General features: G+C 57.6%; 27 protein-coding genes and 1 other annotated feature. Of the genes, 3 read left to right on the forward strand and 24 right to left on the reverse strand.

All coding sequences use genetic code 11. From position 1 onward, the window contains the following. Window positions 1–155: 155 nt before the first annotated feature. From rsmA to ETC00_RS17200, 3 genes are all read right to left on the reverse strand, one after another. Entirely contained in the window at window positions 156–1,058 is a 903-nt protein-coding gene (gene rsmA, locus ETC00_RS17190) for a 16S rRNA (adenine(1518)-N(6)/adenine(1519)-N(6))-dimethyltransferase RsmA (RefSeq protein WP_171567357.1), read from the reverse strand. Further along, window positions 1,055–1,609 carry a ribonuclease M5 gene (gene rnmV, locus ETC00_RS17195; RefSeq protein WP_171567358.1) on the reverse strand — a complete coding sequence of 185 codons (555 nt, stop codon included), beginning with the start codon at window positions 1,607–1,609 and terminating at the stop codon, window positions 1,055–1,057. The genes rsmA and rnmV overlap by 4 nt, the downstream gene beginning before the upstream one ends. Window positions 1,610–1,760: 151 nt before the next feature. Then, window positions 1,761–2,846 carry a resuscitation-promoting factor gene (locus ETC00_RS17200; RefSeq protein WP_171567359.1) on the reverse strand — a complete coding sequence of 362 codons (1,086 nt, stop codon included), beginning with the start codon at window positions 2,844–2,846 and terminating at the stop codon, window positions 1,761–1,763. 61 nt (window positions 2,847–2,907) lie between these two features. Here ETC00_RS17200 and ETC00_RS17205 point away from each other — a divergent pair, with 61 nt between their 5' ends. After that, on the forward strand, window positions 2,908–3,288 hold the full coding sequence (locus tag ETC00_RS17205) for a hypothetical protein (protein ID WP_171567360.1): 381 nt from the start codon (window positions 2,908–2,910) through the stop codon (window positions 3,286–3,288). A 5-nt stretch (window positions 3,289–3,293) separates the two neighbouring features. On the opposite strand, the gene ETC00_RS17210 is transcribed toward ETC00_RS17205, so the two are convergent. Continuing rightward, window positions 3,294–4,073, reverse strand: a complete 780-nt coding sequence (locus tag ETC00_RS17210) for a TatD family hydrolase (protein ID WP_171567361.1) — start codon at window positions 4,071–4,073, stop codon at window positions 3,294–3,296. A 20-nt stretch (window positions 4,074–4,093) separates the two neighbouring features. Then, window positions 4,094–6,124, reverse strand: a complete 2,031-nt coding sequence (gene metG / locus ETC00_RS17215) for a methionine--tRNA ligase (protein WP_171567362.1) — start codon at window positions 6,122–6,124, stop codon at window positions 4,094–4,096. Window positions 6,125–6,168: 44 nt separating this feature from the next. Then, window positions 6,169–6,422: a binding site (T-box leader), on the reverse strand. Window positions 6,423–6,868: 446 nt separating this feature from the next. Between metG and ETC00_RS17220 the strand changes: the two genes are divergently transcribed. Continuing rightward, window positions 6,869–7,120, forward strand: coding sequence for an AbrB/MazE/SpoVT family DNA-binding domain-containing protein (locus ETC00_RS17220; RefSeq protein ID WP_029098042.1), 252 nt, complete (start codon window positions 6,869–6,871; stop codon window positions 7,118–7,120). A 472-nt stretch (window positions 7,121–7,592) separates the two neighbouring features. Here the strand turns inward: ETC00_RS17220 and rsmI are convergent, their stop codons facing one another. The 13 genes from rsmI to ETC00_RS20980 form a co-directional block, all read right to left on the reverse strand. Continuing rightward, on the reverse strand, window positions 7,593–8,477 hold the full coding sequence (rsmI, locus tag ETC00_RS17225) for a 16S rRNA (cytidine(1402)-2'-O)-methyltransferase (protein ID WP_171567363.1): 885 nt from the start codon (window positions 8,475–8,477) through the stop codon (window positions 7,593–7,595). Beyond that, on the reverse strand, window positions 8,474–8,779 hold the full coding sequence (locus ETC00_RS17230) for a GIY-YIG nuclease family protein (RefSeq protein ID WP_171567364.1): 306 nt from the start codon (window positions 8,777–8,779) through the stop codon (window positions 8,474–8,476). The genes rsmI and ETC00_RS17230 overlap by 4 nt, the downstream gene beginning before the upstream one ends. Continuing rightward, on the reverse strand, window positions 8,730–9,497 hold the full coding sequence (locus tag ETC00_RS17235) for a tRNA1(Val) (adenine(37)-N6)-methyltransferase (protein ID WP_029098045.1): 768 nt from the start codon (window positions 9,495–9,497) through the stop codon (window positions 8,730–8,732). Before ETC00_RS17235 ends, ETC00_RS17230 begins: the two co-directional genes overlap by 50 nt. A 114-nt stretch (window positions 9,498–9,611) precedes the next feature. Next, the gene (gene yabA, locus ETC00_RS17240) at window positions 9,612–9,977 is read right to left on the reverse strand and encodes a DNA replication initiation control protein YabA (protein WP_171567365.1); all 366 of its coding nucleotides are present in this window, start codon (window positions 9,975–9,977) and stop codon (window positions 9,612–9,614) included. A 49-nt stretch (window positions 9,978–10,026) separates the two neighbouring features. Beyond that, window positions 10,027–10,842 carry a PSP1 domain-containing protein gene (locus ETC00_RS17245; protein ID WP_171567366.1) on the reverse strand — a complete coding sequence of 272 codons (816 nt, stop codon included), beginning with the start codon at window positions 10,840–10,842 and terminating at the stop codon, window positions 10,027–10,029. Between the two features lie 3 nt (window positions 10,843–10,845). Then, entirely contained in the window at window positions 10,846–11,826 is a 981-nt protein-coding gene (gene holB / locus ETC00_RS17250; protein WP_171567367.1) for a DNA polymerase III subunit delta', read from the reverse strand. Window positions 11,827–11,836: 10 nt separating this feature from the next. Next, window positions 11,837–12,283, reverse strand: a complete 447-nt coding sequence (locus ETC00_RS17255) for a YaaR family protein (RefSeq protein ID WP_171567368.1) — start codon at window positions 12,281–12,283, stop codon at window positions 11,837–11,839. Between the two features lie 90 nt (window positions 12,284–12,373). Further along, window positions 12,374–12,703: a cyclic-di-AMP receptor gene (locus ETC00_RS17260; RefSeq protein WP_029098050.1), complete on the reverse strand. Its 330-nt coding sequence runs from the start codon at window positions 12,701–12,703 to the stop codon at window positions 12,374–12,376. Window positions 12,704–12,842: 139 nt separating this feature from the next. Continuing rightward, entirely contained in the window at window positions 12,843–13,484 is a 642-nt protein-coding gene (tmk, locus tag ETC00_RS17265) for a dTMP kinase (RefSeq protein ID WP_171567369.1), read from the reverse strand. Between the two features lie 7 nt (window positions 13,485–13,491). After that, window positions 13,492–14,979, reverse strand: coding sequence for an aminotransferase class I/II-fold pyridoxal phosphate-dependent enzyme (locus ETC00_RS17270; RefSeq protein ID WP_171567370.1), 1,488 nt, complete (start codon window positions 14,977–14,979; stop codon window positions 13,492–13,494). Window positions 14,980–15,084: 105 nt separating this feature from the next. Next, window positions 15,085–15,261 (reverse strand): sigma factor G inhibitor Gin, encoded by a 177-nt coding sequence (locus ETC00_RS17275; protein WP_171567371.1) that lies wholly within the window; start codon window positions 15,259–15,261, stop codon window positions 15,085–15,087. Between the two features lie 48 nt (window positions 15,262–15,309). Continuing rightward, window positions 15,310–16,320, reverse strand: coding sequence for a Rossmann-fold NAD(P)-binding domain-containing protein (locus ETC00_RS17280; RefSeq protein ID WP_171567372.1), 1,011 nt, complete (start codon window positions 16,318–16,320; stop codon window positions 15,310–15,312). Between the two features lies 1 nt (window position 16,321). Beyond that, a complete protein-coding gene (locus tag ETC00_RS20980) occupies window positions 16,322–16,519 on the reverse strand; it encodes a hypothetical protein (protein WP_171567373.1) in 198 nt (65 codons plus the stop codon). 228 nt (window positions 16,520–16,747) lie between these two features. Between ETC00_RS20980 and ETC00_RS17290 the strand changes: the two genes are divergently transcribed. After that, on the forward strand, window positions 16,748–17,266 hold the full coding sequence (locus tag ETC00_RS17290) for a hypothetical protein (protein WP_171567374.1): 519 nt from the start codon (window positions 16,748–16,750) through the stop codon (window positions 17,264–17,266). 4 nt (window positions 17,267–17,270) lie between these two features. Here the strand turns inward: ETC00_RS17290 and ETC00_RS17295 are convergent, their stop codons facing one another. From ETC00_RS17295 to dnaX, 6 genes are all read right to left on the reverse strand, one after another. After that, window positions 17,271–17,537: a pro-sigmaK processing inhibitor BofA family protein gene (locus ETC00_RS17295; protein WP_171567375.1), complete on the reverse strand. Its 267-nt coding sequence runs from the start codon at window positions 17,535–17,537 to the stop codon at window positions 17,271–17,273. A gap of 3 nt (window positions 17,538–17,540) precedes the next feature. Beyond that, a complete protein-coding gene (locus tag ETC00_RS17300) occupies window positions 17,541–17,777 on the reverse strand; it encodes a DUF2508 family protein (RefSeq protein ID WP_171567376.1) in 237 nt (78 codons plus the stop codon). Window positions 17,778–17,792: 15 nt separating this feature from the next. Beyond that, window positions 17,793–18,767, reverse strand: coding sequence for a CPBP family intramembrane glutamic endopeptidase (locus tag ETC00_RS17305; RefSeq protein WP_171567377.1), 975 nt, complete (start codon window positions 18,765–18,767; stop codon window positions 17,793–17,795). Between the two features lie 108 nt (window positions 18,768–18,875). Next, window positions 18,876–19,472, reverse strand: coding sequence for a recombination mediator RecR (gene recR / locus ETC00_RS17310; protein ID WP_171567378.1), 597 nt, complete (start codon window positions 19,470–19,472; stop codon window positions 18,876–18,878). Between the two features lie 13 nt (window positions 19,473–19,485). Next, window positions 19,486–19,797, reverse strand: a complete 312-nt coding sequence (locus ETC00_RS17315) for a YbaB/EbfC family nucleoid-associated protein (protein WP_171567379.1) — start codon at window positions 19,795–19,797, stop codon at window positions 19,486–19,488. 33 nt (window positions 19,798–19,830) lie between these two features. Continuing rightward, window positions 19,831–21,528, reverse strand: a complete 1,698-nt coding sequence (dnaX, locus tag ETC00_RS17320; protein ID WP_171567380.1) for a DNA polymerase III subunit gamma/tau — start codon at window positions 21,526–21,528, stop codon at window positions 19,831–19,833. Window positions 21,529–21,586: the final 58 nt, after the last annotated feature.

Raw genomic sequence — 21,586 nt, forward strand, 5'->3', positions numbered from 1 at the left:
TCTGATAACGACCTTCGGCCTGTTGCTTGTTCAGCATGCTTCCACCTCTATAAAGCGTTGAATGTCATGTTTATTCGACAAAAAAGCGTGTAGACCTTGTACCTTCGGTACTTTGTCTACACGCTGAAACGCCCCTTGTATCCAAGGGGCGTTCCTCATGGTCGATGCGTAAGAAGATTGCTGCGGCCAATGGCGTTGGCGAGCCGGGCAAATTCCTCGATGCTCAGCGTCTCACCGCGGCGGCCGGGGTCGATGCCCAGCTCAACCAGCAGTCCAACCACGTCTTCTTTTTGCGTTTTGTCAAACAAGCCGTTCATCAGATTGTTCAGCAGTGTCTTTCTCCGCTGCGCAAAACAAGCCCGCACCACGCGGAAAAACAGCGCTTCGTCGTCCACCTCGACAGGCGGCTGCTTGCGGATCGTCAGCTTGATTACAGCCGAGTCCACATTGGGCCGGGGAATGAACACGCTGGCCGGCACCACCATCGCCACTTCCGTCTCCGCGAAAAACTGTGCGGCGACGCTGAGCGAACCGTAGTCCTTTGTACCCGGCTTGGCTGCAATTCGATCCGCCACCTCTTTCTGGATCATCACCACGATATGCTCCAGCGGCAGCCGTTCCTCCAGCAGCTTCATCAGAATGGGCGTCGTCACGTAGTACGGCAGGTTGGCCACGACGCTCACTTGTTCGTAGCCGGCCAGCTTGTCCGCCAGGAGCGCCCGCAGATCCAGCTCCAGCACATCCCCGTGCACCACTTCCACGTTTTCATAGGGAGCCAGTGTTTCCGCCAGGATGGGCAGCAGCCGTTGGTCGATTTCGACCGCCACGACACGGCCGGCCGCTCTGCCCAACTGTTCGGTCAGCGCACCGATGCCAGGGCCGATCTCCAATGCCGCCTTCCCCTTGTCCAGTTCGGCCGCTGCCACGATGTTGTGCAGAATGTTGGTGTCGATCAAAAAGTTTTGTCCCAGGCTTTTTTTGAACGAAAAGCCGTACTTCTCCAGGATTTCCCTGGTCCGCGTTGGCGTGGCGATATCTTTGCCGACGGCTCGGGTCATGGCTGCTCCCCTCCTTCGTCAATGGCCTTCATCGCGGCGAGAAACTCCGCCCGACTGATTTGAAAGGCGTTCAGGCGTTGCAGCATCTGTTTGGCATTGGCGTACCCGATGCCCAGCCGTTCACCCAGTTTGATGCGCCGCTGTTTGGAATCCGGACCCGAGGTCAACCCGTAGGCGATCATGTCGTCGGGCGTGATCTCCCCAGCCTGATCCGCCATATCGGTACGCACCTCGGAAAGCGCGCGAACGATCACTTCGGGAGAGGCGTTTTCCACGCCGATGTCCCCTTTTTTCGTCCCGTCTTCCTGGGTGATAAATGCGTGCTTGCAGCCCGGCACCGCCCGGCTGATGATCTTGCGGATTCTCTCCCCCTGATAATCGGGGTCGGTAAAAATAATAACGCCGCGTTTTTGCTGGGCCAAGCGAATCTTTTCGATCGTTTTCGCGTTGATGGCAGACCCGCCCGTCTCGATCGTGTCCGCCTGCACGGCCCGCTTGATGGCGGCCGTGTCGTCCCGCCCTTCCACGACGATGACTTCTTTGATCTTCATGTCGCTGCTCCCGCTTTCCTACCGTGTTGACATGGTATTAGTATACCAAAATCACGTACTGTTTCTGTGCGTGCGGCTGAAACGTTTCCGTTCCCCGCCCGTCATAATGGTAAGACGGCAAACAGAAGACAGGAGCGCAGGCTCCTGTCCTTTAAGGCTTGTGTGGTCCGATAATGTAAACCGTGCGATTTCGCTTGCGGCCGAATCGGATCGCTTCCGCTTCTGTGCTGACAAACACGTCAATCTTGTGACCTTTTATCGCACCGCCTGTGTCCTCTGCGCGACGATACCCGATTCCGTCGATATACACCCACCATCCCAGCGGAATGACTTTGGGATCGACGGCTATGGTATGCCCGGCTTCTGCCTTGACACCGGTAGCCGTGCGGCCATAACCCGGCGATCCGACAGGCTTGCCTCCCCCTGCCGGAGAGTAGGCGGTCAAGGTAACCCCGTTCAGTACCTTTTTCGGCCGGAACACTTTGCCACCGCGGGAGACCAACCCCGCTGCGGCAACGACCCGTTTTGACGTGTCGGCTTGAACGGATGCGGCCGTTCCTACCGCGACAATACGGTCTTTTTTCGGTGTGATGACATCTCGTTTTACCAGTTCACGGGATACTTGTTTTCCGTTTTCCGTAACCAGTCTGTAGTGCGCGATGACTTTCCCTTCCTGCCCGCTTTGCAGTACGCGGGTCTGTCCCTTTGTCAGAGAAGCATCGCCTTTGCGAATTTCCTGATATGGTACGCGCTCCTCAACCTTGACGATCTGTTCGCTGACCCGCGTGACAAAGATCGTCGAGTCTTTGGAGAGAGACGCTGTCAGTGCCGGTTCCACCCGGTCCTGTTTGCCCAGTGTAATGCCTGCGTCCTTCAAGACACCGGCCACATCACGGCTGAGCGTTTGCACGAGTTTTGTCTGCCCGTCCACGTGGACAGGGATTGCCCAGCGTGTATGTAAGGTGATGTTTATTCCGTCGGAAATTTTGGTGTCTGCTTCTGGCTGCAAGTTATCGTTATCTGTCACCGCAATCTGTCGTTCTTCCAAGAACTCTTTAACGGTTTTCGCCTTGGTCGCCACCTTTTTGGTGACACCGTCCAAGGTAAACGTGACCTGCTTCGGTTGCTTTGCTTGGGCAGATAAATAGCCAATCATGGGCACCAGCACCAGAGCGAGACAGCCCAGTATGGCAATTGCTCGCTTCTTTTGCCGTTCCCATATCGTGCGTAACTCCATTTCCCACACTCCTTTTTCCTGGAAAAGCACGAGGCTTTTCCCGTCTGGTCAGGCAAGGGTGATGAAATCGCACCAATATTTTGGAAATTGGCCAGTTCTGAACAAGGTCGGTCTTGATTGTATGCTACTTTCTCCGGTTTGTCAAATTGCCCCCTTCCTAGAACCAAATAATCGCTACCAGCCTAGCAAAAAGCTCATGGCGAATGGAAGCACGTTTGTGTCGAGCAGTTCTGTCGAGAGAAATGGAATCGTTCGACACATGGACTATGGTATGCAGGAGAAAACTGCGGGAGAACCTGGCTTGGCAGAAAATACTCGGCCACCTGCCGGAAAAACGCCGCCGGATGTGCGCAATCAACAAGCCGGAATTGGCAAAAAAGCCCTTCTGCGATGCGCTGATGCGCGTTCACAGAAGGGCTTTTGTCATAATAATGAGCTTTGAAGGCGCTATTCGGTACGGGCTTCCAGCCGGAACAGCCGGCGGGCGTTCTCGGCCGTGATCCGGGCCATTTCCTCGCAGGACAGACCGTGGATGTCGGCCATCGCCTCGCAGACGTAGCGGACGTATCCGCTCTCGTTTCGCTTGCCGCGATACGGATGCGGGGTCAGGTACGGGCAGTCGGTCTCGATCAACAGCCGATCGAGCGGCACCTTGGCCGCCACCTCTTTCGGCTGCTTTGCGTTCTTGAATGTGAGCGGACCGCCGAACGAGATGTAGAAGTTCATGTCGAGCGCCATTTTGGCCGTCTCCCAGCTCCCGGAAAAGCAGTGCATGATGCCGCCCACTTCAGCCGCCTTCTCCTCCCTCAGAATCGTGATGACGTCCTGATGAGCGTCCCGGTTGTGAATGATGATCGGCAGGCCCAGCTTTTTGGCCAGGCGAATCTGCTTGCGGAACACCTCCGCCTGCACATCCCGCGGCGAGGTGTCCCAGTAGTAATCCAGACCCATTTCTCCCAGTCCGACCACTTTCGGGTGGCGGCTCAGCTCCTCCAGCCACTCCAGATGCTCGTCTTTCATGTCCTTGGCGTCCTGCGGGTGCCAGCCGACCGCGGCATAGATGAAGTCGTAGCGCTCTGCCAGCTCCAGGCAGGTGGGGATCGTCTCGGCGTTGAAGCCGATGTTGACGATGGTGCTCACGCCGTTTTCCCGCGCGCGGGCAATCACCTCTTCTCGATCCTCGTCAAACTCCCGGGCATTGAGGTGTGCGTGCGTATCGAATAACACGGGATCTACCTTCCTTTCCCCTACTTTACGACCGCTCCGTTCGGCATGCTCGGGTCAACGGTCGCCAGCGTCAGTTGATCGCCTGCGGACGCGGCCAGGATCATGCCCTGCGACAGTTCGCCGCGCAGTTTCACCGGTTTCAGGTTGGCCACCAGGATCACCTTTTTGCCGATCATTTCTTCCGGCGTGTAGTACTTGGCGATGCCGGAAACCACCTGGCGCTTCTCATAGCCAAGGTCCAGCTGGAGTACCAGCAGTTTGTCGGCGTTGGGGTGTTTCACGCATTCGACGACTTGCGCCACGCGCAGTTCCACTTTGGCAAAATCGTCGATCTTGATTTCCTCTTTTACGTCGGCCGGTTTTTCGGCTGCCTGTGTTTCGGTTTGGTTCGCGGTTGTCTCGTTCACAGACACTTCTCCTTTCAATGCTTCCTGTTTTCGCTTGTTCTCTTCTGCCTGACGGCGCGCTTCCGCCGTGGATTCGTCGATGAACGCCAGCTCCGCCTGCACGTCCAGACGCGGGAAGAGCAGCTCCTTGCGGCTGACCGTGCTGCCGACCGGCAGACCTCCCCAGACGCCAGCCGACTCCCAGGTCAGCGCTTCCGGCTTGTCGAGGATGCCCAATTGGTCCCAGATTTTCGCCGGGGCTTTTGTCATGAACGGCTGAATCAGGATGGAGGCAATGCGGATGCTTTCCGCCAAATTGTACATGACCGTAGCCAGGCGGCCCCGGGTCTCTTCCGATTTGGCCAGGTTCCACGGCATGGTCTCGTCAATGTACTTGTTGGTCCGGCCGATCAGCTCCCAGATGTGGGCCAGTGCATTGCTGAAGCGCATTTCGTCCATGTGCTCCTCCACCAGTGCTTTCGTCTTGGTGGCCAGTTGGATGAGGCTGTCGTCCGGTTCGCCCGCCTCCTGCGGAGCAGGCACGATGCCGTCAAAGTATTTTTCAATCATCGTCGTGGTGCGGCTCAGCAGGTTGCCGATGTCATTGGCCAGGTCATAGTTGAGCCGTTGGATGAAAGCCTCCGGTGTAAAGACCCCGTCCTGACCAAAGTTGATTTCCCGCAGCAGGAAATAGCGCACGCCGTCGGAGCCGTAGCGGTCGATCAGGAGCTTCGGATCGATCACGTTGCCTTTAGATTTGGACATCTTTCCGTCCGGCATCAGCAGCCAGCCGTGGCCAAACACTTTTTTGGGCAGAGGCACGTCCAGCGCCATCAGCAGAATCGGCCAGTAGATGGTGTGAAAACGGAGGATATCCTTGCCCACCAGATGGACGTCTGCCGGCCAGTATTTGCGAAACTTGCTGTCGTCGTCAGACAGGTAGCCCAACGCGGAGATGTAGTTGGTGAGCGCGTCAATCCAGACGTAGACGACGTGCTCGGGATCGTTCGGCACCTTGATGCCCCAGTCGAAGCTGCTGCGAGAGACGGAGAGGTCCTGCAGTCCCGGCTTGAGGAAGTTGTTGATCATTTCATTGCGGCGGGACTCCGGCTGGATGAAGTCCGGATTTTCCTCCAGGAACTTCAGCAGCTTGTCCTGATACTTGGACAGGCGGAAGAAGTAGTTTTTCTCCTTCACCTTTTTCACTTCGCGGCCGCAGTCCGGACAGAAGTAGCCTTTGTCCTTCTTGCACTGCGTCTCGGTCCAGAACGCTTCGTCCGGCACGCAGTAGTAGCCCTCGTACTCACCCAGGTAGATGTCTCCCTGGTCCAACAGCCGTTTGAATACTTTTTGCACGACTTCCTTGTGGCGCGGCTGAGTCGTCCGGATAAAATCGTCGTAGGAGATGTCCAGCTTTGCCCACAAATCCTTGATCCAGTCGACAATCGGGTCGATAAATTCAAGCGGCTGCTTGCCGTCTTCGGCCGCACGCTCCTGCAGCTTTTGCCCGTGCTCGTCCGTACCGGTTAGGTAGTAGACATCGTAGCCGCGCAGCCGTTTGTAGCGGGCCATGGCATCGGCTGCAATAGTGGTGTAGGCGTTGCCAATATGCAGTTTGTTGCTCGGATAGTAAATCGGCGTGGTAATGTAGTACGTCGGTTTCATGCAGCAAAACCCTCCTGACATACAAAAAATAAAAGCCCGCCCCAGATTGGGACGAGCATACTTCTCGTGGTACCACCCAAATGCTCCGCCTTCTCACGAACAGCGGACTTGTCGAGTCAGACTGCTGCTGACTCACCCGTAACGCAGGTTTGCGTCGCGAACTACTTGGCGCCGGAAACGGCGGTTCATCCGCGAAACTCAGGGGCCATGTTCGGCTTGATCGCTTATACCGGATCGCAGCTACCCCGGCTCTCTGTCATAAGGATGGCAAGCCTACTCTTCCCGTCATGGTCGTTCGCTATGAAATACCTGATTCATCCTCTATTGTACACAACCGCCTCGTTTTGTAAACCACCCGCCTGCAACTTTGCGGAAGGACAGACGGAGCTTGAATAGACGGGACCAGGTTGAGGGGGAAAAAGGAACCGGTAGAAAAAAAAGCCACATTTGTCGAATCACCTCTCTATCATTCGACATAAGGTGTCGAATTCGACCTTCCATGCTTCCAGTTACTTTTTTCCAAGAATTCGATGCACATTAAGATAAAGCGCACCCAAACAATGGTCCTGTCATATCTACTAAATTCGCACCAGATGCAAATTCAAAGAATTGTAAAATTCATATTGACACCTTTGGGAATCGCTGGTATGATGGGAACAACGGAAATTGTCGAATATTGACGATTTATGATCCGATTTGCACAATAAACGACACTGGGCAACATTGTGAGAGGAGAGACGATTTATGATGAAATCGACGGGGATTGTACGTAAGGTGGACGAGCTGGGCCGCGTGGTGATTCCGATCGAACTGCGCCGCACCCTGGGCATCGCCGAAAAAGACGCGTTGGAAATTTACGTGGACGGAGAGCGCATCATCCTGAAAAAGTACGAGCCTGCTTGTATTTTCTGCGGTAACGCTGACCGTGTTTCCTATTTCAAAGGCAAAATCATTTGCCAGGACTGCCTGAACGAACTGCCTGCGGTCAAGCGCTAATCGTCCGCTCAACCATATAGCGCCGCTTTTCGTTGAGCAGATTGCTGCCATAAAAACGAAAAAGGCCGGGGATGACTCCCCGGCCTTTTTAGACTGAAGACAAAATGTACTTCGTTATCAATGAGATTCCGCAAGGAAACCATTCCATCATTGTCAGGCCGAAAGGCCTGAATATTGATCAACCGAAGGTGGAGATAAAGTACAGGCATGGAGTGATGGGCCAAGCGAGCTCCTTTGACGACCTGCTCAGCGAAAAAACGAAAGACGCGGGAAAAAACAGGGGGCACAAGTCTCACTTCATTGAAATACCCAGATGTTTGCCCCCTGCCCGCGTCGCGTTTTTGAGCGGACATCTTCCACTTCTTTGCTGGTCGTCAAGAGAGCGAGCGGGCCCGATCACCCATGCGCCACGGACTTTGTCTACACGCTGAAAGGTCGGGGATGACCCCCCGGCCTTTTTTCATGCGTGCGATCACGCTTGCGGATCGCGGTGGTATTCATTGTAGACGTCCCGCTTTGACAGGCCGCGATCCTCTGCTGCCTGTTTGATCGCTTCCTTTTTGCTCATGCCTTGCTCGCAGTAGCGGTCGACATGCTCCCGGATGTCAAGCGGCTGCCACCAGGCCGCTTCTTCTTCCGGAACGACCGGCTCGCCGCGGTATCCTTCCACGATCAAGCAGTACTCGCCTCGCGCCTCCCCCGCCGCCAGCAAGTCAATCAGATCGCCCAGCGGGCCGCGGGCAAACTCTTCGTAGCGCTTGGTCAATTCCCGCGCCAGCACGGCACGGCGATCGCCCCAGGCTTCCCGGATGGCCTGGAGCGTTTTCACGATACGATGGGGCGCTTCGTAAAACAGCAGCGTCTCCGGATAGCGCTCCAACCGCTGCAGTTCTTCCCGGCGCGCTTTGTTCTCGCGCGGCAAAAAACCGCAAAACACGAAGCGGTCTGTCGGCAGGCCGGAAGCAATCAGCGCGGTCAGCGCGGCGTTTGCACCGGGGACAGGAATGACGGGAAAACCGGCCGCCACAGCATCCCGCACCAGATCGGCCCCCGGGTCGGAGATGGCGGGCAGTCCGGCGTCACTCACCAGAGCAATCCGCTTTCCTTCCGCCAGCCATTGCAAGAGACCGCTGCCGCTGGCCTCCTTGTTGTGCTCGTGGTAGCTGACCGTCCGCTTCTCAATCTGAAAATGGTTCAGCAGCTTGCGGGTTTGCCGGGTGTCTTCGCAGGCGATCACATCGACAGTCCGCAGCGTTTCCAGACAGCGAACCGTGATGTCGTCCAGGTTGCCGATGGGCGTGGCCACCAGGTAGAGGACCCCTGTATGTTCGTCGGTGAAACTGCGCTGGACGTTCATGACGTACGACCACCTTCCTCGATCAGTTCTTCCTTTTGCGAGCGGGTCAGGCGTTTGATCGCTTCCTCCCGCCTGATTCCCCACGAGCGGTCCGTTCCTTCTTCCCAATACATCAGCTCCACCGGCCCTCGGCCCCGCGTGTACTTGGCCCCTCTGCCCTCATTGTGCTCCCGGATGCGGCGGGCCAATTCCGTGGCATACCCGGTGTAATAGGTCCCGTCCACGCAGCGCAGGATGTAGACAAAGTGGCTTTTATGCGAGGGAATCTCGCTTTCCGAAATAGATTTCCTGCAGTTCTTCACAGTATTCCTCTCCGTTTTCGTAGACAATCAACGGCGGCTGAATGCGTAGTTCCGGTCTGCCGTTGCGCATTCCCTCGATCAGCAGCATGTTGGGCTCAGCGTCGCGGCGCGGGTAGACCAGCCGCATCCGTTTGGGCTCGATACCGTACTGGCGCATCAGTGTGATAATGTCCACCAGTCGCGTCGAGCGGTGCACCAGGGCGATTTTCCCGCCGTTTTTCAGCAATTGGCTGCCCACCCGAATGACGTCTTCCAGCGACAGCAAGATTTCGTGGCGAGCGATGGCAAAATGTTCGCTGACGTTTTTCTCGCCGCTGGTGGCCGGCATGTACGGCGGATTGCAGGTAATCAGGTCAAACTTGCCGTGCCCGAACAACTGCACGGCGTCCTTCACATCGCCGTGGTGCATCGTAATGCGCGATTCCAGCCTGTTCAGCTTGACGTTTCGACTGGCCATGTCATACAGCCGCTCCTGGATTTCGATGCCTTCAAATACGGCTTCCGGCGACCGCGTCGTCATGATCAGCGGGATGGCGCCGTTGCCCGTGCACATGTCGAGCACCCGTCCCCGTTTGGGCACCGATGCAAAGCGGGCCAGCAGCACCGCATCCATGGAAAAGCAAAACACTTCACGGCTTTGGATGATTTTCATCTCATGGGTGAGCAGGTCGTCAATGCGCTCCGTCTCGTAGAGCGGCACGTTGATTTCCGGTTGCATCCGTTGTTCCAAACTCCTTTTTTCACTATCAGTCTCAAACGGCCTCTGCCCGTTGTCTGCAAAAAGCGACCTGCCGCAATGCTCAGGTCGCTTCGGTACAGGCCGTGTATCCTGTTATTTGTGAACACCACCGCTGAGGAAGGAGAGGCAGAACAAGCAATCTCCTTCTTTGCGCAAGCTGCCGAAATGAACGTTGCAAATGTGAAAACCTTCCGCATACAGCCGCGCCAGATTGTCATAGCCTTCTCCGACCACTTTCTTTTTGGCGGTTTCCTGCTTGTGTGTTTCTTTTTGTTTCGGCGGCGGACTGGCTGGCTTCTTGTCCAGCCGATTGCGAAGGTGTTGGTTCTCCACGAGTAATTGGGCGTTTTCCTCCATCAAGACAACAATGACGTCTTTCAGTTCGCCAATTTCCCGATACAGATCGCCAATTCGTTCCTCGATGCTGGCCATCTTGACGAAGATTTCCCGTTTGTCCACTTGCTCACCTCATCCCCGCTACCCAAATCTAACCTGCTCTGTCCTCTCGTCAGTCAAACGTCGGATGACCTACGACAATCTCATCGAGCGCAAATTCGATGGTGTGCTTGTTTTCCAAAAGCTCTACCTGAACGGACTGGTCGAGCACGTTGACGGAAACGACACGCCCCTCGCCCATCGGCGTGGTTACCATCGCGCCAATGTCCGGCATTTCATCCCGGGTGCTTTCGTAGTTGTCGTTTTCGTATTTCAAGCAGCACATCAACCGGCCGCAGAGACCGGAGATTTTGGCCGGATTCAGCGAAAGGTTTTGGTCTTTTGCCATCTTGATCGACACCGGCTCGAAGTCGCCCAAAAACGTAGAGCAGCAGAGCAGCCGTCCGCACGGGCCGATGCCGCCCAGCATTTTCGCTTCGTCGCGCACGCCGATCTGGCGCAGTTCGATACGAGTGCGGAAGACAGAGGCCAGGTCCTTGACCAGTTCGCGGAAATCCACCCGCCCATCCGCAGTAAAATAAAAGATGATTTTGTTGCGGTCAAACGTGTATTCCACGTCGACCAGCTTCATCTCCAGATTGTGTTCCTTGATTTTGGTCTGACAGATGGAAAACGCGTTCTTGGCAGCCTGTTTGTTCTCCTCCACCTGCTTGGCATCCCGCTCGTTCGCCATCCGGATTACCTTCTTCAGCGGCAGTACGACATCCTTATCGGCCACTTGCTTGCGGCCGATCACCACTTTGCCGTATTCGACCCCTCTCGCGGTTTCCACGATGACATGCGAATCCTTTTCGATCGGCAGTCGGTCGGGGTCGAAGTAATATATTTTGCCCGCTTTTTTAAAGCGGACGCCCACAACCTCGTACAAAGGTTATCCCTCCTGGATTTGAAGAACCAACCGCTCAAGGGCCAACTGTGCGTTGGCGTTTCGCTCTATCCGATTTTTCGTTTCCATGACCAGATCGATCCCATGCAAGAGCTCGGATTTCGTCCAGACCAGGGCTTGTCCTTGCAGCACATCCTGTTGGTCGCTGTTGATGAGATGGGCATGCCTGTCTACTTGCACGTACAGGATATCGCGCAGCCAAAGGATGAGCAAATCCAAAAAGAGGGGCAGTTCCTCCTTTATTTTGTCGCTTTTTTGCAACAAATCATGAATGGTATAGAGTGCAGCAGCATTGCGCTGTTTGCACTCCTGCACCAATTGTATCACTACATTTCTCAGCTGTGCAAACCAATCTGCCTGGCTGAGCGCACGAGCTTCTTCCAGATTTGTCGTGATATAGGAAGCTGCCCGAGCGATCCCGGCCGGCACGCCTTCTGTTTGCAGCTGCTCGGCGATGACGTCTGCGGACAGCGGCGTAAACGAGACAATCTGGCAGCGCGACAGAATGGTCGGCAGCATGGCGTGACTGTGTTCCGTCAAAAGCAGCGCGACCACTCCAGCCGGCGGTTCTTCCAAAAACTTGAGCAGACTGTTGGCAGCCTGGACGGTCATCCTGTCCACGTGCTCGACGATGTACACTTTGTGGGTCGATTCCACCGCCCGCATCGCCATTTCCTTTTGCAAGGCACGGATCTGGTCGATCTTGATCGAGGCCCCGTCCGGCTCGATCAACAGCACGTCGGGATGGTTGCCTGCCTCGATGCGCCTGCATGTGAGACAGGCCCCGCAGGCGTCCGCCTCCCTTTCTGGACAAAAAAGAGACTTCGCCACATGCAGGGCCATCCGTTTTTTTCCTGCACCTTTGGGGCCGGCGAACAGGTAGGCGTGCGCCAGCCGCCCGTTTTGCAGACTATGATGCAGCAGTTCCGCTGCACGCGGCTGCTGCGCAAACATCTCCCATGTCATCTTGTTCCACCTAAAAGTACAAGTTGATCAGCATGCCGCGAATTTCGCCGATGCGGGCCAACAGGTCGATCATTGGCGCCTGATCGCTCAACAGTTCGTCGGCAAGCTTGAGCAGTTCCGCGTCCACTTCCTTGACAATCTTGTACAGCCGGCTGCGACCCCGGCGGTTTACACCCCGTCTGTCGTCCAGCGCGATGCCGTGCTTGACGGCCTCTTCCATAAACTGCTTGACCAGATTTTTATAATGGTAAAAGTCGCGGATGGAGCGGGAACGGGCCAGAATCTGTCCCTGTTTGTCTATGTCCTGCAAAAGCCGGGTCAGCCGCTCCTGCGACATGCGTTGGTCTTCGCCTTTGATCAATTCCCCGAAATTCGCCTTTTCCACCTGCGGCCCTTTGCGCATGTCGGCCGCTTTGAGCAGATCTACCTTTGGCCTAAGCCCTTCTCCGATTTTCATGCCGCTCCCTCCGTCCCTGTCCGATCGTGTTTCTTCCTTACAGTATAAACGAAAGCAGGCTGAAAAAGGAGGGGGCTCTCCATCTGACGCCTAGAACGAATGGAATTGCTCGACGTCCAGCACAAACACGGCGGCACCGCCCACCTGCACCTCGAGCGGATACGGCATAAACGAATCGACGGCATTGCTCAACGGCGAGACAGGTGTGACCATCTGTTTGCGGGACTTGCAGTGCTGCTGAATGATCTCGATCACTTCCGGCACGTTTTCGTCGCTCGTTCCGATCAAAAACGTCGTGTTGCCGGCACGTAGAAAGCTTCCCGTACTGGCCAGCTTTGTAGCGCGAAATCCTTTTTTCACCAACTGCTGCGACAGACGACCACTGTCTTTGTCCTGAACAACAGCAACCACCATCTTCATCGGCTCTCACCCTTTCCGCACGCATATGGTATCTGGGTTACCTGTCTTTCTTCATTGTATGAAGGAAGGCTGGACGGTGTAACGATATTCTTCTTAATCATAGTATACAGCATGTACGTACCTGGACGGTACCTAAACCTTACAGACGCGCCTCCAGCGCAGCCAGCGCCTCTTCAAAGACGCGCTCCATCGGCTGTTCCGCGTCAATGACGACAAACCGCTCGGGAAAACGTTCCATCACCAGCCGGTAGCCTTCCCGCACTTTTTCGTGGAACCGCAGGTCTTCCATGTCGAGCCGGTTTACCTCCCGCCCCTTGGTCGCGTTAATGCGGGCCAGGCCTACTTCCGGCCGCACGTCGAAAAACAGCGTCAGGTCCGGCATGCAGTCCTCCACGGCAAAGCGGTTGATGGCAAACACTTCGTCGATTCCCAGGCCGCGTGCATACCCCTGGTACGCCAGGCTGCTGTCGATGAAGCGGTCGCACAAGACGAGCTTCCCCGCTGCCAGTGCCGGCAGCACCTTTTCCACCAAATGCTGCCGCCGTGCCGCCGCGTACAGCAGTGCCTCCGTCCGCTTGTCCATGGTGACGTGCTCCGGATCGAGGATGATCGACCGGATTTTCTCCGCGATCTCGATGCCGCCCGGTTCGCGGGTAAGGATCACGTCCCGTCCCCGTGCCCGCAGTTCGTCGCAGAGGCGGGCGATGACGGTAGACTTGCCCGCTCCGTCGCCTCCCTCGACGGTAATAAACCGGCCTGTTCCCTTCGTAGCCACACACATGCTCCTTTCACTCTTGTTGTCTTTCATCAATTACCCGTATCGTTTGCAGCCGGGCATCCTGCACCCCGTGGAAGCGGGTCTGTCCCTTGCGAAGCTCCAGCAAAAGCTCCAGCAAATCGGCATCAATGCGCTCACCTGGCACCAGCAGCGGGATTCCCGGCGGATAGGGGATCACCATTTCTGCGGCAATCCGGCCAAGCGCCTGTTCCAGTGCCACCGTCTCGCGGGGAGCGTCTATCGCTGCGTGCATCGGCATCGCCTGTTCGCGCAAAAAGCTGGAAGCCACCACACCCGGCTCCACCATACGCACTTTTCCCGATCGTCTCTCGGGGGAGACGGATTCCAGCAGCCTGGCCAGTGCGTCGAGATCGTCCGCTGAGGTCCCGGCAGAAGCCGCCAACAGCACGAGTCCGTTCTCGGCCAGTTCGGGATAGATGCCTTGTTCTTCCATCAGCCGCATCAGTTCAAAGCCGTCCGCGTCGGCGGTGCGCAGCACCAGCAGCAGTTTGAGCGGGTCCCATGTCGCACAGACGCTGTTTGGCACTGGTCGCGCCAGCTCCACCCACGAGACGCGATCCAGCCGTTCGCGAAGCTTGTCCAACTGCAGCAGCAGCCGTTCCCACTCCCGGGATGCTTCCATCACCAGGTGACGGCGCGCCAGGTCGAGCGAAGCCATCAGCAAATAGGACGGGCTGGACGACTGGATCATCGCCAGATTGCGCGCCAGACGTTCCCGGTCGATCCGCTCGCCCTGGATATGCAGCATGGACGACATGGTGAGCGCTCCGGTCATTTTGTGGGTGGATTGCACGGCGGCATCTGCTCCGCTCTGCATGGCCGAACGGGGAAACGCAGGATGAAAGCCGAAGTGGGCCCCGTGTGCTTCATCGACGAGAAGCGGCACACCAAACCGGTGGACGGTCGCCGCCATCTTGGCCAGATCAATCCCCATGCCGTAGTAGGTGGGGTTGGTCAAAAAAACCGCTTTGGCATCGGGATGGGCCTGCAGGGCGCGTTCCACGTCCTCCCGCCGCAGTCCGACGGCAGTGCCGGTCGCCGGGTCCACCGCCGGCACGATGTACACCGGCGTTGCCCGGGCCAGGATGATGCCGTGAAATACGGACTTGTGGCAGTTGCGCTGGACGAGAATCTTGTCTCCCGGACGGCAGACGGTCATGATCAGCGCGATGTTGCCCGCCGTGCTTCCGCCGACGAGAAAACGCGTCTCCTCCGCGCCAAACGCTTCCGCTGCCAACGCCTGCGCCTCGGCAATCACACCATCCGGCTGATGCAGGTCGTCCATGCCGGTAATCTCCGTCATGTCCAGTTCGAGCACAGGCCCAAACCGCTCCCTGCCGTGATGGTCAAAACTTCGACCCATCTTGTGACCGGGCACGTGAAACGGGTGGGGACGGCGCATGGCGTGCCGTACCAACTGTTCGTACAAGGGTGCCTGCCGCTGCCTCTCCCAAAAGTCGGCGCTTCTTTCCCGCACGGTCATTCACGTCCTTTTTTCAGAGTACCTCTTATTGTAACACGATTTGCACCCGCAAAACGGAAAAAGGCATCGGGGGTGCCGATGCCTTTTGGCCGAACGTGTCTAATCCGTGAGCCAGATGCGCCGCATCTGATGAATAAAGAACGTGTATTTTTTATCCTGTACATCCGTGTTGACCATTTCCTGTTCGCATTGCTGGCAGATAAACTGCTCACAGATGGCGATTCCGTCCGTCCGTTCTTCTTCACAGACGATACATCGCTGAGCAACTCTTTCCATTGTACAAACGCCTACCCTTTTCCTCAATCTACCAACCATTATACCCCATTATAATCCACTCCATTCCCAAACGTTCGTCTTTTCCCCGATGGTTCGGTAGATCATTTGCAGCGCCTCCGCTTCCGGCAGCGGAAAGCAGCCGCAGGCATCGACGACAATGGGTTGGCGCATGTGCCTGATCAACTCGGACAGGGGGAGTTCCATGAGTTCGGGGTCAGGCGAAGCGACAACCAGCAGATCGGCTTCGGCAAGCGCTGTTTGCCAGGTGGTGCACCGCTCCCCCAGGGTACCTTTACCGTTCGGAATTTGCTCGTCCCGAGGAACGTACAGCCGCACCTCTTTGTCCGCCATCCAGCCTGGCGGCATCTGCTTCCACAGGCTCGGCGGCCCCCACAAGGCGACGCGGCGCACGTTCGTCTTTCGCATGACAAAGCGACACTGGCGGACCAGCCATCTTCGCAGCGCTGCCCGCTCCATTCGCTGCGGGTCCAACCAACCCTGTCCGATGCGGCTGTCCATGCCCAACGCACGCGCGACCGTTTGCAGACGGACGCCGCGCCGGTCACAGCTCTCTCCCAGACGGAGGTAAAACCGCTCCTTCCAGGCCAGATACCGCGGCAGCTGGCGGATGACCTCCTCCGCTTCGCGCATCCCGCACACCATCGCGACCACGTCATGCTTCGCCAGTTGGCGGCTGATGATGCGGGTCCAGGGGCTGCGGAGATTACCGCCGACCAGCGCCCGCTCGCCGCCGGCAAAGCGATACAGACGGACAACTTCCCAGCCGGGATGCCGGGCAGCCAGTGCTTCTGCCGCTGTGCCCGCAACCCGGTCGCCGTATACGAGCAACAGTCCGGGACGGTCCCACTCGGCCAGGCTCGTCGACAGCCGTCCTGTATCCGACTCTCTTGCGATCAAAAAACCGCACGCCCCGGCCGCTTGTTTACGGTCTTTGGCCGGCACGACGGATATGCCGATTTCATCCAATTCGCCCGCCAGTGTGTCAGGGAACGGTGCCTCTGACACCTGTACGATCACTTTCACATCTGTGCTGGACACCTCAAGCACTGCCTCCTCTTTTCGCCGCCTGCTCCTGTTCGACCGCGCCTGTAAGCCCCGGCCATGCCTTTTGATTACGCGTCAGTCTGGCGGGGAGAGACGGCCGGCGCGTCAGCATCTGCAGCGCAGTAAACAGGTAATTGCCAAGGCGGCGGTGCCAGTTCCTCCCTTTTATCGTGCCCATAAATAAGGGGCCCATGACGTAACGGGCTCTCCGCACCGGCAGCGTCGCGAATCGCCGCACACGGGCAAACGCGCGTCCGGTTGACAGCTTTTCCGGCGCCAGCAGATTGTGCGATAATCATCTCAGCGGGAAAAACATAGGGAGAACCCTGCCCCTGTCCATTGGACAAAGCCAGGTTCTCCCCAGACACGGATCGGGTCTAGCCCGCTTGTACACCTGTAATCGCAAGAGGTCATAGACAAGATGAAAGAGCAAACCATTTACAGCTACAAACTGCTTCGCCGATTTCGCTGGCGATTGGCGGGCTGGCTGTTCCAGCTCCTGCTGATCTGCCTGTTTCCGCTCGCCGCCTCTGTCTGGCTGAAGATTCCGGCTGATCGCCTGGTGGTGACGCTGGCCGTGCTCCCGGCCATCGCCGCAGGTCATCTCTGCCTGTTCCGGCTTTACGCCGGCCTGCGCTCACACCACCCGCATACCACGCCGGACCTGCTCGTCTCTCCCTGGTGGGGCGCCGGTTCCCGCCATCCTGTTTCGCTCCGGGCATACCGCGGAGCGGAGGCGACCGTCCTCGCCGGCAGTCTGTTTTTGGCCGCCGCTGTCTTCGTCTGGGTGCCGCTGCCGTACGGAATGGCGCTGCTCTGGGGGACAGCCGTGCTGGGCTTGCCCCGGCTGCTGGCGCTTATCGCTTCACTGCGCCAGCCTCCGCACTGCCGGGTCAAGTACGAAAGCGGCAGTGTCGCCTTTTTGCTGACTGACGGCTAACCGCCTACATCACCCACAGCTTGATGATGATCAGCGCGGCCAGACCCGGCAGCCGCAGCAGCCCGGTCAATAACGCCGTTACCGGATTAATCGGGATGTGGAAGTCGGCCAGTTCTCCGACCAAATTGGCGAAAAACAGCAGCACCGCGCCAATGACCAACTGCATGGCGACAAACCCCGCCCAGCGAATCGGCCCCATGACCGACCTGCTGGCGGCAATCACCAACAACAGACCTGTGACAATCAAGGCGATGACCCATCCCGTATTCATTACTCATCCTCCCTGCGCGTGCCGACGTTCCCGCTCCCGTTTTGCTTGCGCGAGCAGGAACATGTAACGTTTTTCCGTCAATTGCAGATAGTAAATGGCATCCTCCAACCCGTCGTCCGGTTCGCTGATATCCATGAGATGACGGGCGTGCTGCCAATCCAACCGCGCGCGGTCGACAGCTTTATCCAGCGCCTCCGGCCCCCAATGCACGGCCGCTCGCGGTTTTCCCCACAATCTCACTTCTCCCACGCCCCTTCAGTGAAAGTAGTGCAGCACACCGGTCAGATTGTTGATCACATGCAGCACGACAGCCCCCCAGATGGACTGAAACCGATGCCGCAGGTAGCCCAGACACAGGCCGATGACAAACAGCGGAGCCAGCAGGGCGACATCCACATGCATCAACGCAAACCAGAGGCTGCTCAGTACAATGCCGACAAACGCTCCCAAACGCTGAACCAGAATCGTCTGAAACACACCGCGGAACAGCAATTCCTCGGCAATCGGCACCAGGATGCCGATGACCAGCACGGATGCAGCGACGGCCCAGATATCGCGGTCTTTGGCTTGAATGATTCCCTGTTCGATTTGCCGCTCCCGCTCCGAGTCCAGCGACAGGTGGAACCAGTCAGCCAGCGGGGTGGTGACGACCGCATCCAGCACCCACATGATCAGCAGAAACATCACCGCCAGCACGGCAATCATGCGCCCGATGCGGCGGGGACGGCACACGCCGATCTCGTCCATCCGGCCATGAAACCAAAGCGGCACCGCGATCAGGATAAACAGTTGAAGCGACGCCGACTCAAAAAAGCTGCCGACCGAGCCCTCGACAAACAGAGGGTACGGCAGTATCAGGCCGTACAGCAGCAGCGTGCAGGCGTGAAACACCTGCAGCCAGGCGACGACATGCAGCAGATCCGACCACGTCGGTGCGTCGTCATTGAGCAGCCAGGCCGTCCGCTGCCTGTCCCGCCAGACGTTGACGGCAAAGCCGATAGCCGCGACAAAGCTGATGACCACCACAGCCAGCACCGTCAGCGACAGCCACAGTTCAGGAACCTCCGCAGTCGACACGATCCACCGGCCATCCGGTCCGCGATCAAAGCGGAGCATCATCAATTCGGCGGCAAACACGATCCAGTATCCGACAAACAGCGGGATCGCCCAAGGCGCAGACCTGCGCTTCTCCGTCCCGCCCCGCAGCGACATCCCCGGTCCTGTCAGCATCTCCTCACACTCCTACTTCAATCTATGTCTTGTCCGGACAAAAAAGTCCTCCTGCTCCCATCTCCTGCAAACACAAAAAAGACAGGGAGTCCCCGTCTTTTTCTTGTCCTACAATTCCCGGCGACCTTCCAGGGCTTTTGTCAGCGTCACCTCGTCGGCGTACTCCAGATCGCCGCCCACCGGCAGTCCGTGCGCAATCCGCGTCACGCGAATGCCGAACGGCTTGATCAGCCGGGAGATGTACATGGCGGTGGCCTCGCCCTCGATGTTCGGGTTGGTCGCCAATATCACTTCTTTTACTTGATCGTCGCTCAACCGCTTCAAGAGGTCAGGGATGCGGATGTCCTCCGGCCCGATGCCGTCCATGGGAGAAATCGCTCCGTGCAGGACGTGGTAGTACCCGTCGTACTCCCGCGTCTTTTCCATCGCCACCACGTCCTTGGGCTCCTGCACGACGCAGATGACGGAAGCGTCACGCCGCTTGTCCCGGCAGATGTGGCAGGGGTCGATATCCGTGATGTTGTTGCAGACGGAGCAGTAGTGGAGCTGCCGTTTGGCGTTGACCAGCGCTTTGGCCAGATCCAAAACGTCGTCCTCTTTCATGTTGAGCACGTAAAACGCCAGACGGCTGGCCGTTTTCGGCCCGATGCCCGGCAGTTTCATAAAGCCTTCGATCAGTTTTGATACCGGTTCGGGATAAAACATCGGCTCGTACTCCTTAGAACAGACCCGGGATGTTCAATCCTCCGGTGAATCGGCCCATTTCCTTGGCGATCATCTCATCGGCCTGGCGCAACGCATCGTTGACGGCGGTCAGCACGAGGTCCTGCAGCATTTCCACGTCATCCGGGTCGACCACTTCCGGCTTGATCGTGATGTCGACAATCTGCTTGTGGCCGTTTGCCTTAACGGTAATCGCACCGCCCCCTGCAGAACTTTCCACCACTTTTTCCTTCAGGGCCTCTTGCGTCTTTTGCATTTCTTCCTGCATCTTTTTCATTTGTCGCATCATTTGTTGCATGTTTTTCATCGGGGTGTCCTCCTTCTTTTTTGCCGGTTCAGCTTATTCTTTCACTTCAATCAGTCCCTCACCGACCAGCCGAATCGCCTCGGCGACAAACGGGTCCTGCTCTTCCTGGGCGGGCTGTTCTTCCTGCCCGGCCTGCTGGCTCACGCTCTGCCACTCCTCCTCCATCACGGAGAGCAGCTGCAGCGGCCGCCCCAGAACACCCAGCATCACCCGTTCCACGACGCCCTTCAATTCCGGCTCCATGGTCTTCTCACAGTGAATGGGACTGGTAAAGGTGACGACGACAGCGTCGCGGCCGGCAGCAGCGGGCTGGCCGTTCACCAACCAGGCTTGGTATTGAATCTTGATTTTTTTGACATCGGCCAAAATCTGGCTCCACTGCCCGCGCACCTGCCGCGTCAGCGCTTCGTCCACCGCCTTGGCCACCTCCCGCACCTTGTTCATCGGCGTGCGGGAACTTCTCGCGGCCGCAGCCGGACGGCGCGTTTCCGCCCTGCGCGGCTCTTCCGTTCGCGGCTGGGCGCTCACGTGCGCCTGTCCCTGCATCAGTTGGGCCAGCCGCTCTTCCAGTGTGCGGACCCGGTTGGCCAGTGCGGCCAGCTCTGCTCCTCCGGCTGCGGCTGCCTCCGGCGCAGCGGCAGCCTCTTTGACCGGCTGGCACAGTTTGACCAGCGTCAGCTCCACCAGTACGCGGGCGTACGTGGACCACTTCAACTGGGCCAACGCCTGATTGCAGATTTCGATCGCGGCGTACACGTCGGGCAGGGCGTACATCCCGGCCACCTGGGCAAACTGGTCGTCCAGCATCGTCCGCTCGACGATCTCTTCCAACTGCGGCGCAGTCTTGAACAGCAACATGTCGCGGTAGTAGTAGAGCAGATCCTGCAAAAACTGTTCGGGATCTTTTCCCTGCACCATCACCCGGTCAAAATGCTCCATCACCCGGGACACGTCTCGTTCAGCGACGTATTTGGCCAGAACGGAAAAGTGCCCCTGTGAGACGGTGCCGGTAATCTGCATGATGTCAGCAGCCCGAACCTCGTCTTTGCTGTAGCTGATCGCCTGGTCCAGCAGGCTGAGTGCGTCCCGCATCCCCCCTTCGGCCATTTTGGCGACCAGGTGGAGGGCCTGCGGTTCGACCCGCACTCCCTGTGCCTCGCAGATGTATGTGAGCCGCTTCACCATTTCCTTTAGGGGAATCCGGTGAAAATCAAACCGCTGACAGCGCGAGATAATCGTCGCCGGCAACTTGTGGGGCTCGGTGGTAGCCAGAATAAAGATGACGTGGGAAGGCGGTTCCTCCAGCGTCTTCAACAGCGCGTTGAACGCCTCCGTCGTCAGCATATGCACTTCGTCGATAATATACACCTTGTACCGGACGTCACTGGGGGCGAACCTGACCTTGTCGCGGATGTCGCGAATTTCCTCGACACCGCGGTTGGAAGCGGCGTCAATCTCCAGCACGTCGGTAACGGAACCGTCGGTAATGGCCCGGCAGGTGGGGCACTGGTTGCACGGCTCTCCGTCCTGCGGCTGTTCGCAGTTCACCGCTTTGGCCATGATTTTGGCTGCACTTGTCTTGCCCGTACCACGGGGACCGTTGAACAAATAAGCGTGGGACAACCTGCCTTCACGCAACGCGTTGCGCAAAGTGGTCGTCACATGCTCTTGTCCCACCACGTCTTGAAAGGTTTGCGGTCGGTATACGCGATACAGCGCGGTATAAGCCATGATGGTGTGACACTCCAATCTGCACAGTCCTCTTCCGAATCCTAACTATTATACACCA

Source organism: Brevibacillus sp. MCWH, assembly GCF_013096935.1.
GTDB lineage: Bacteria > Bacillota > Bacilli > Brevibacillales > Brevibacillaceae > Brevibacillus > Brevibacillus aydinogluensis.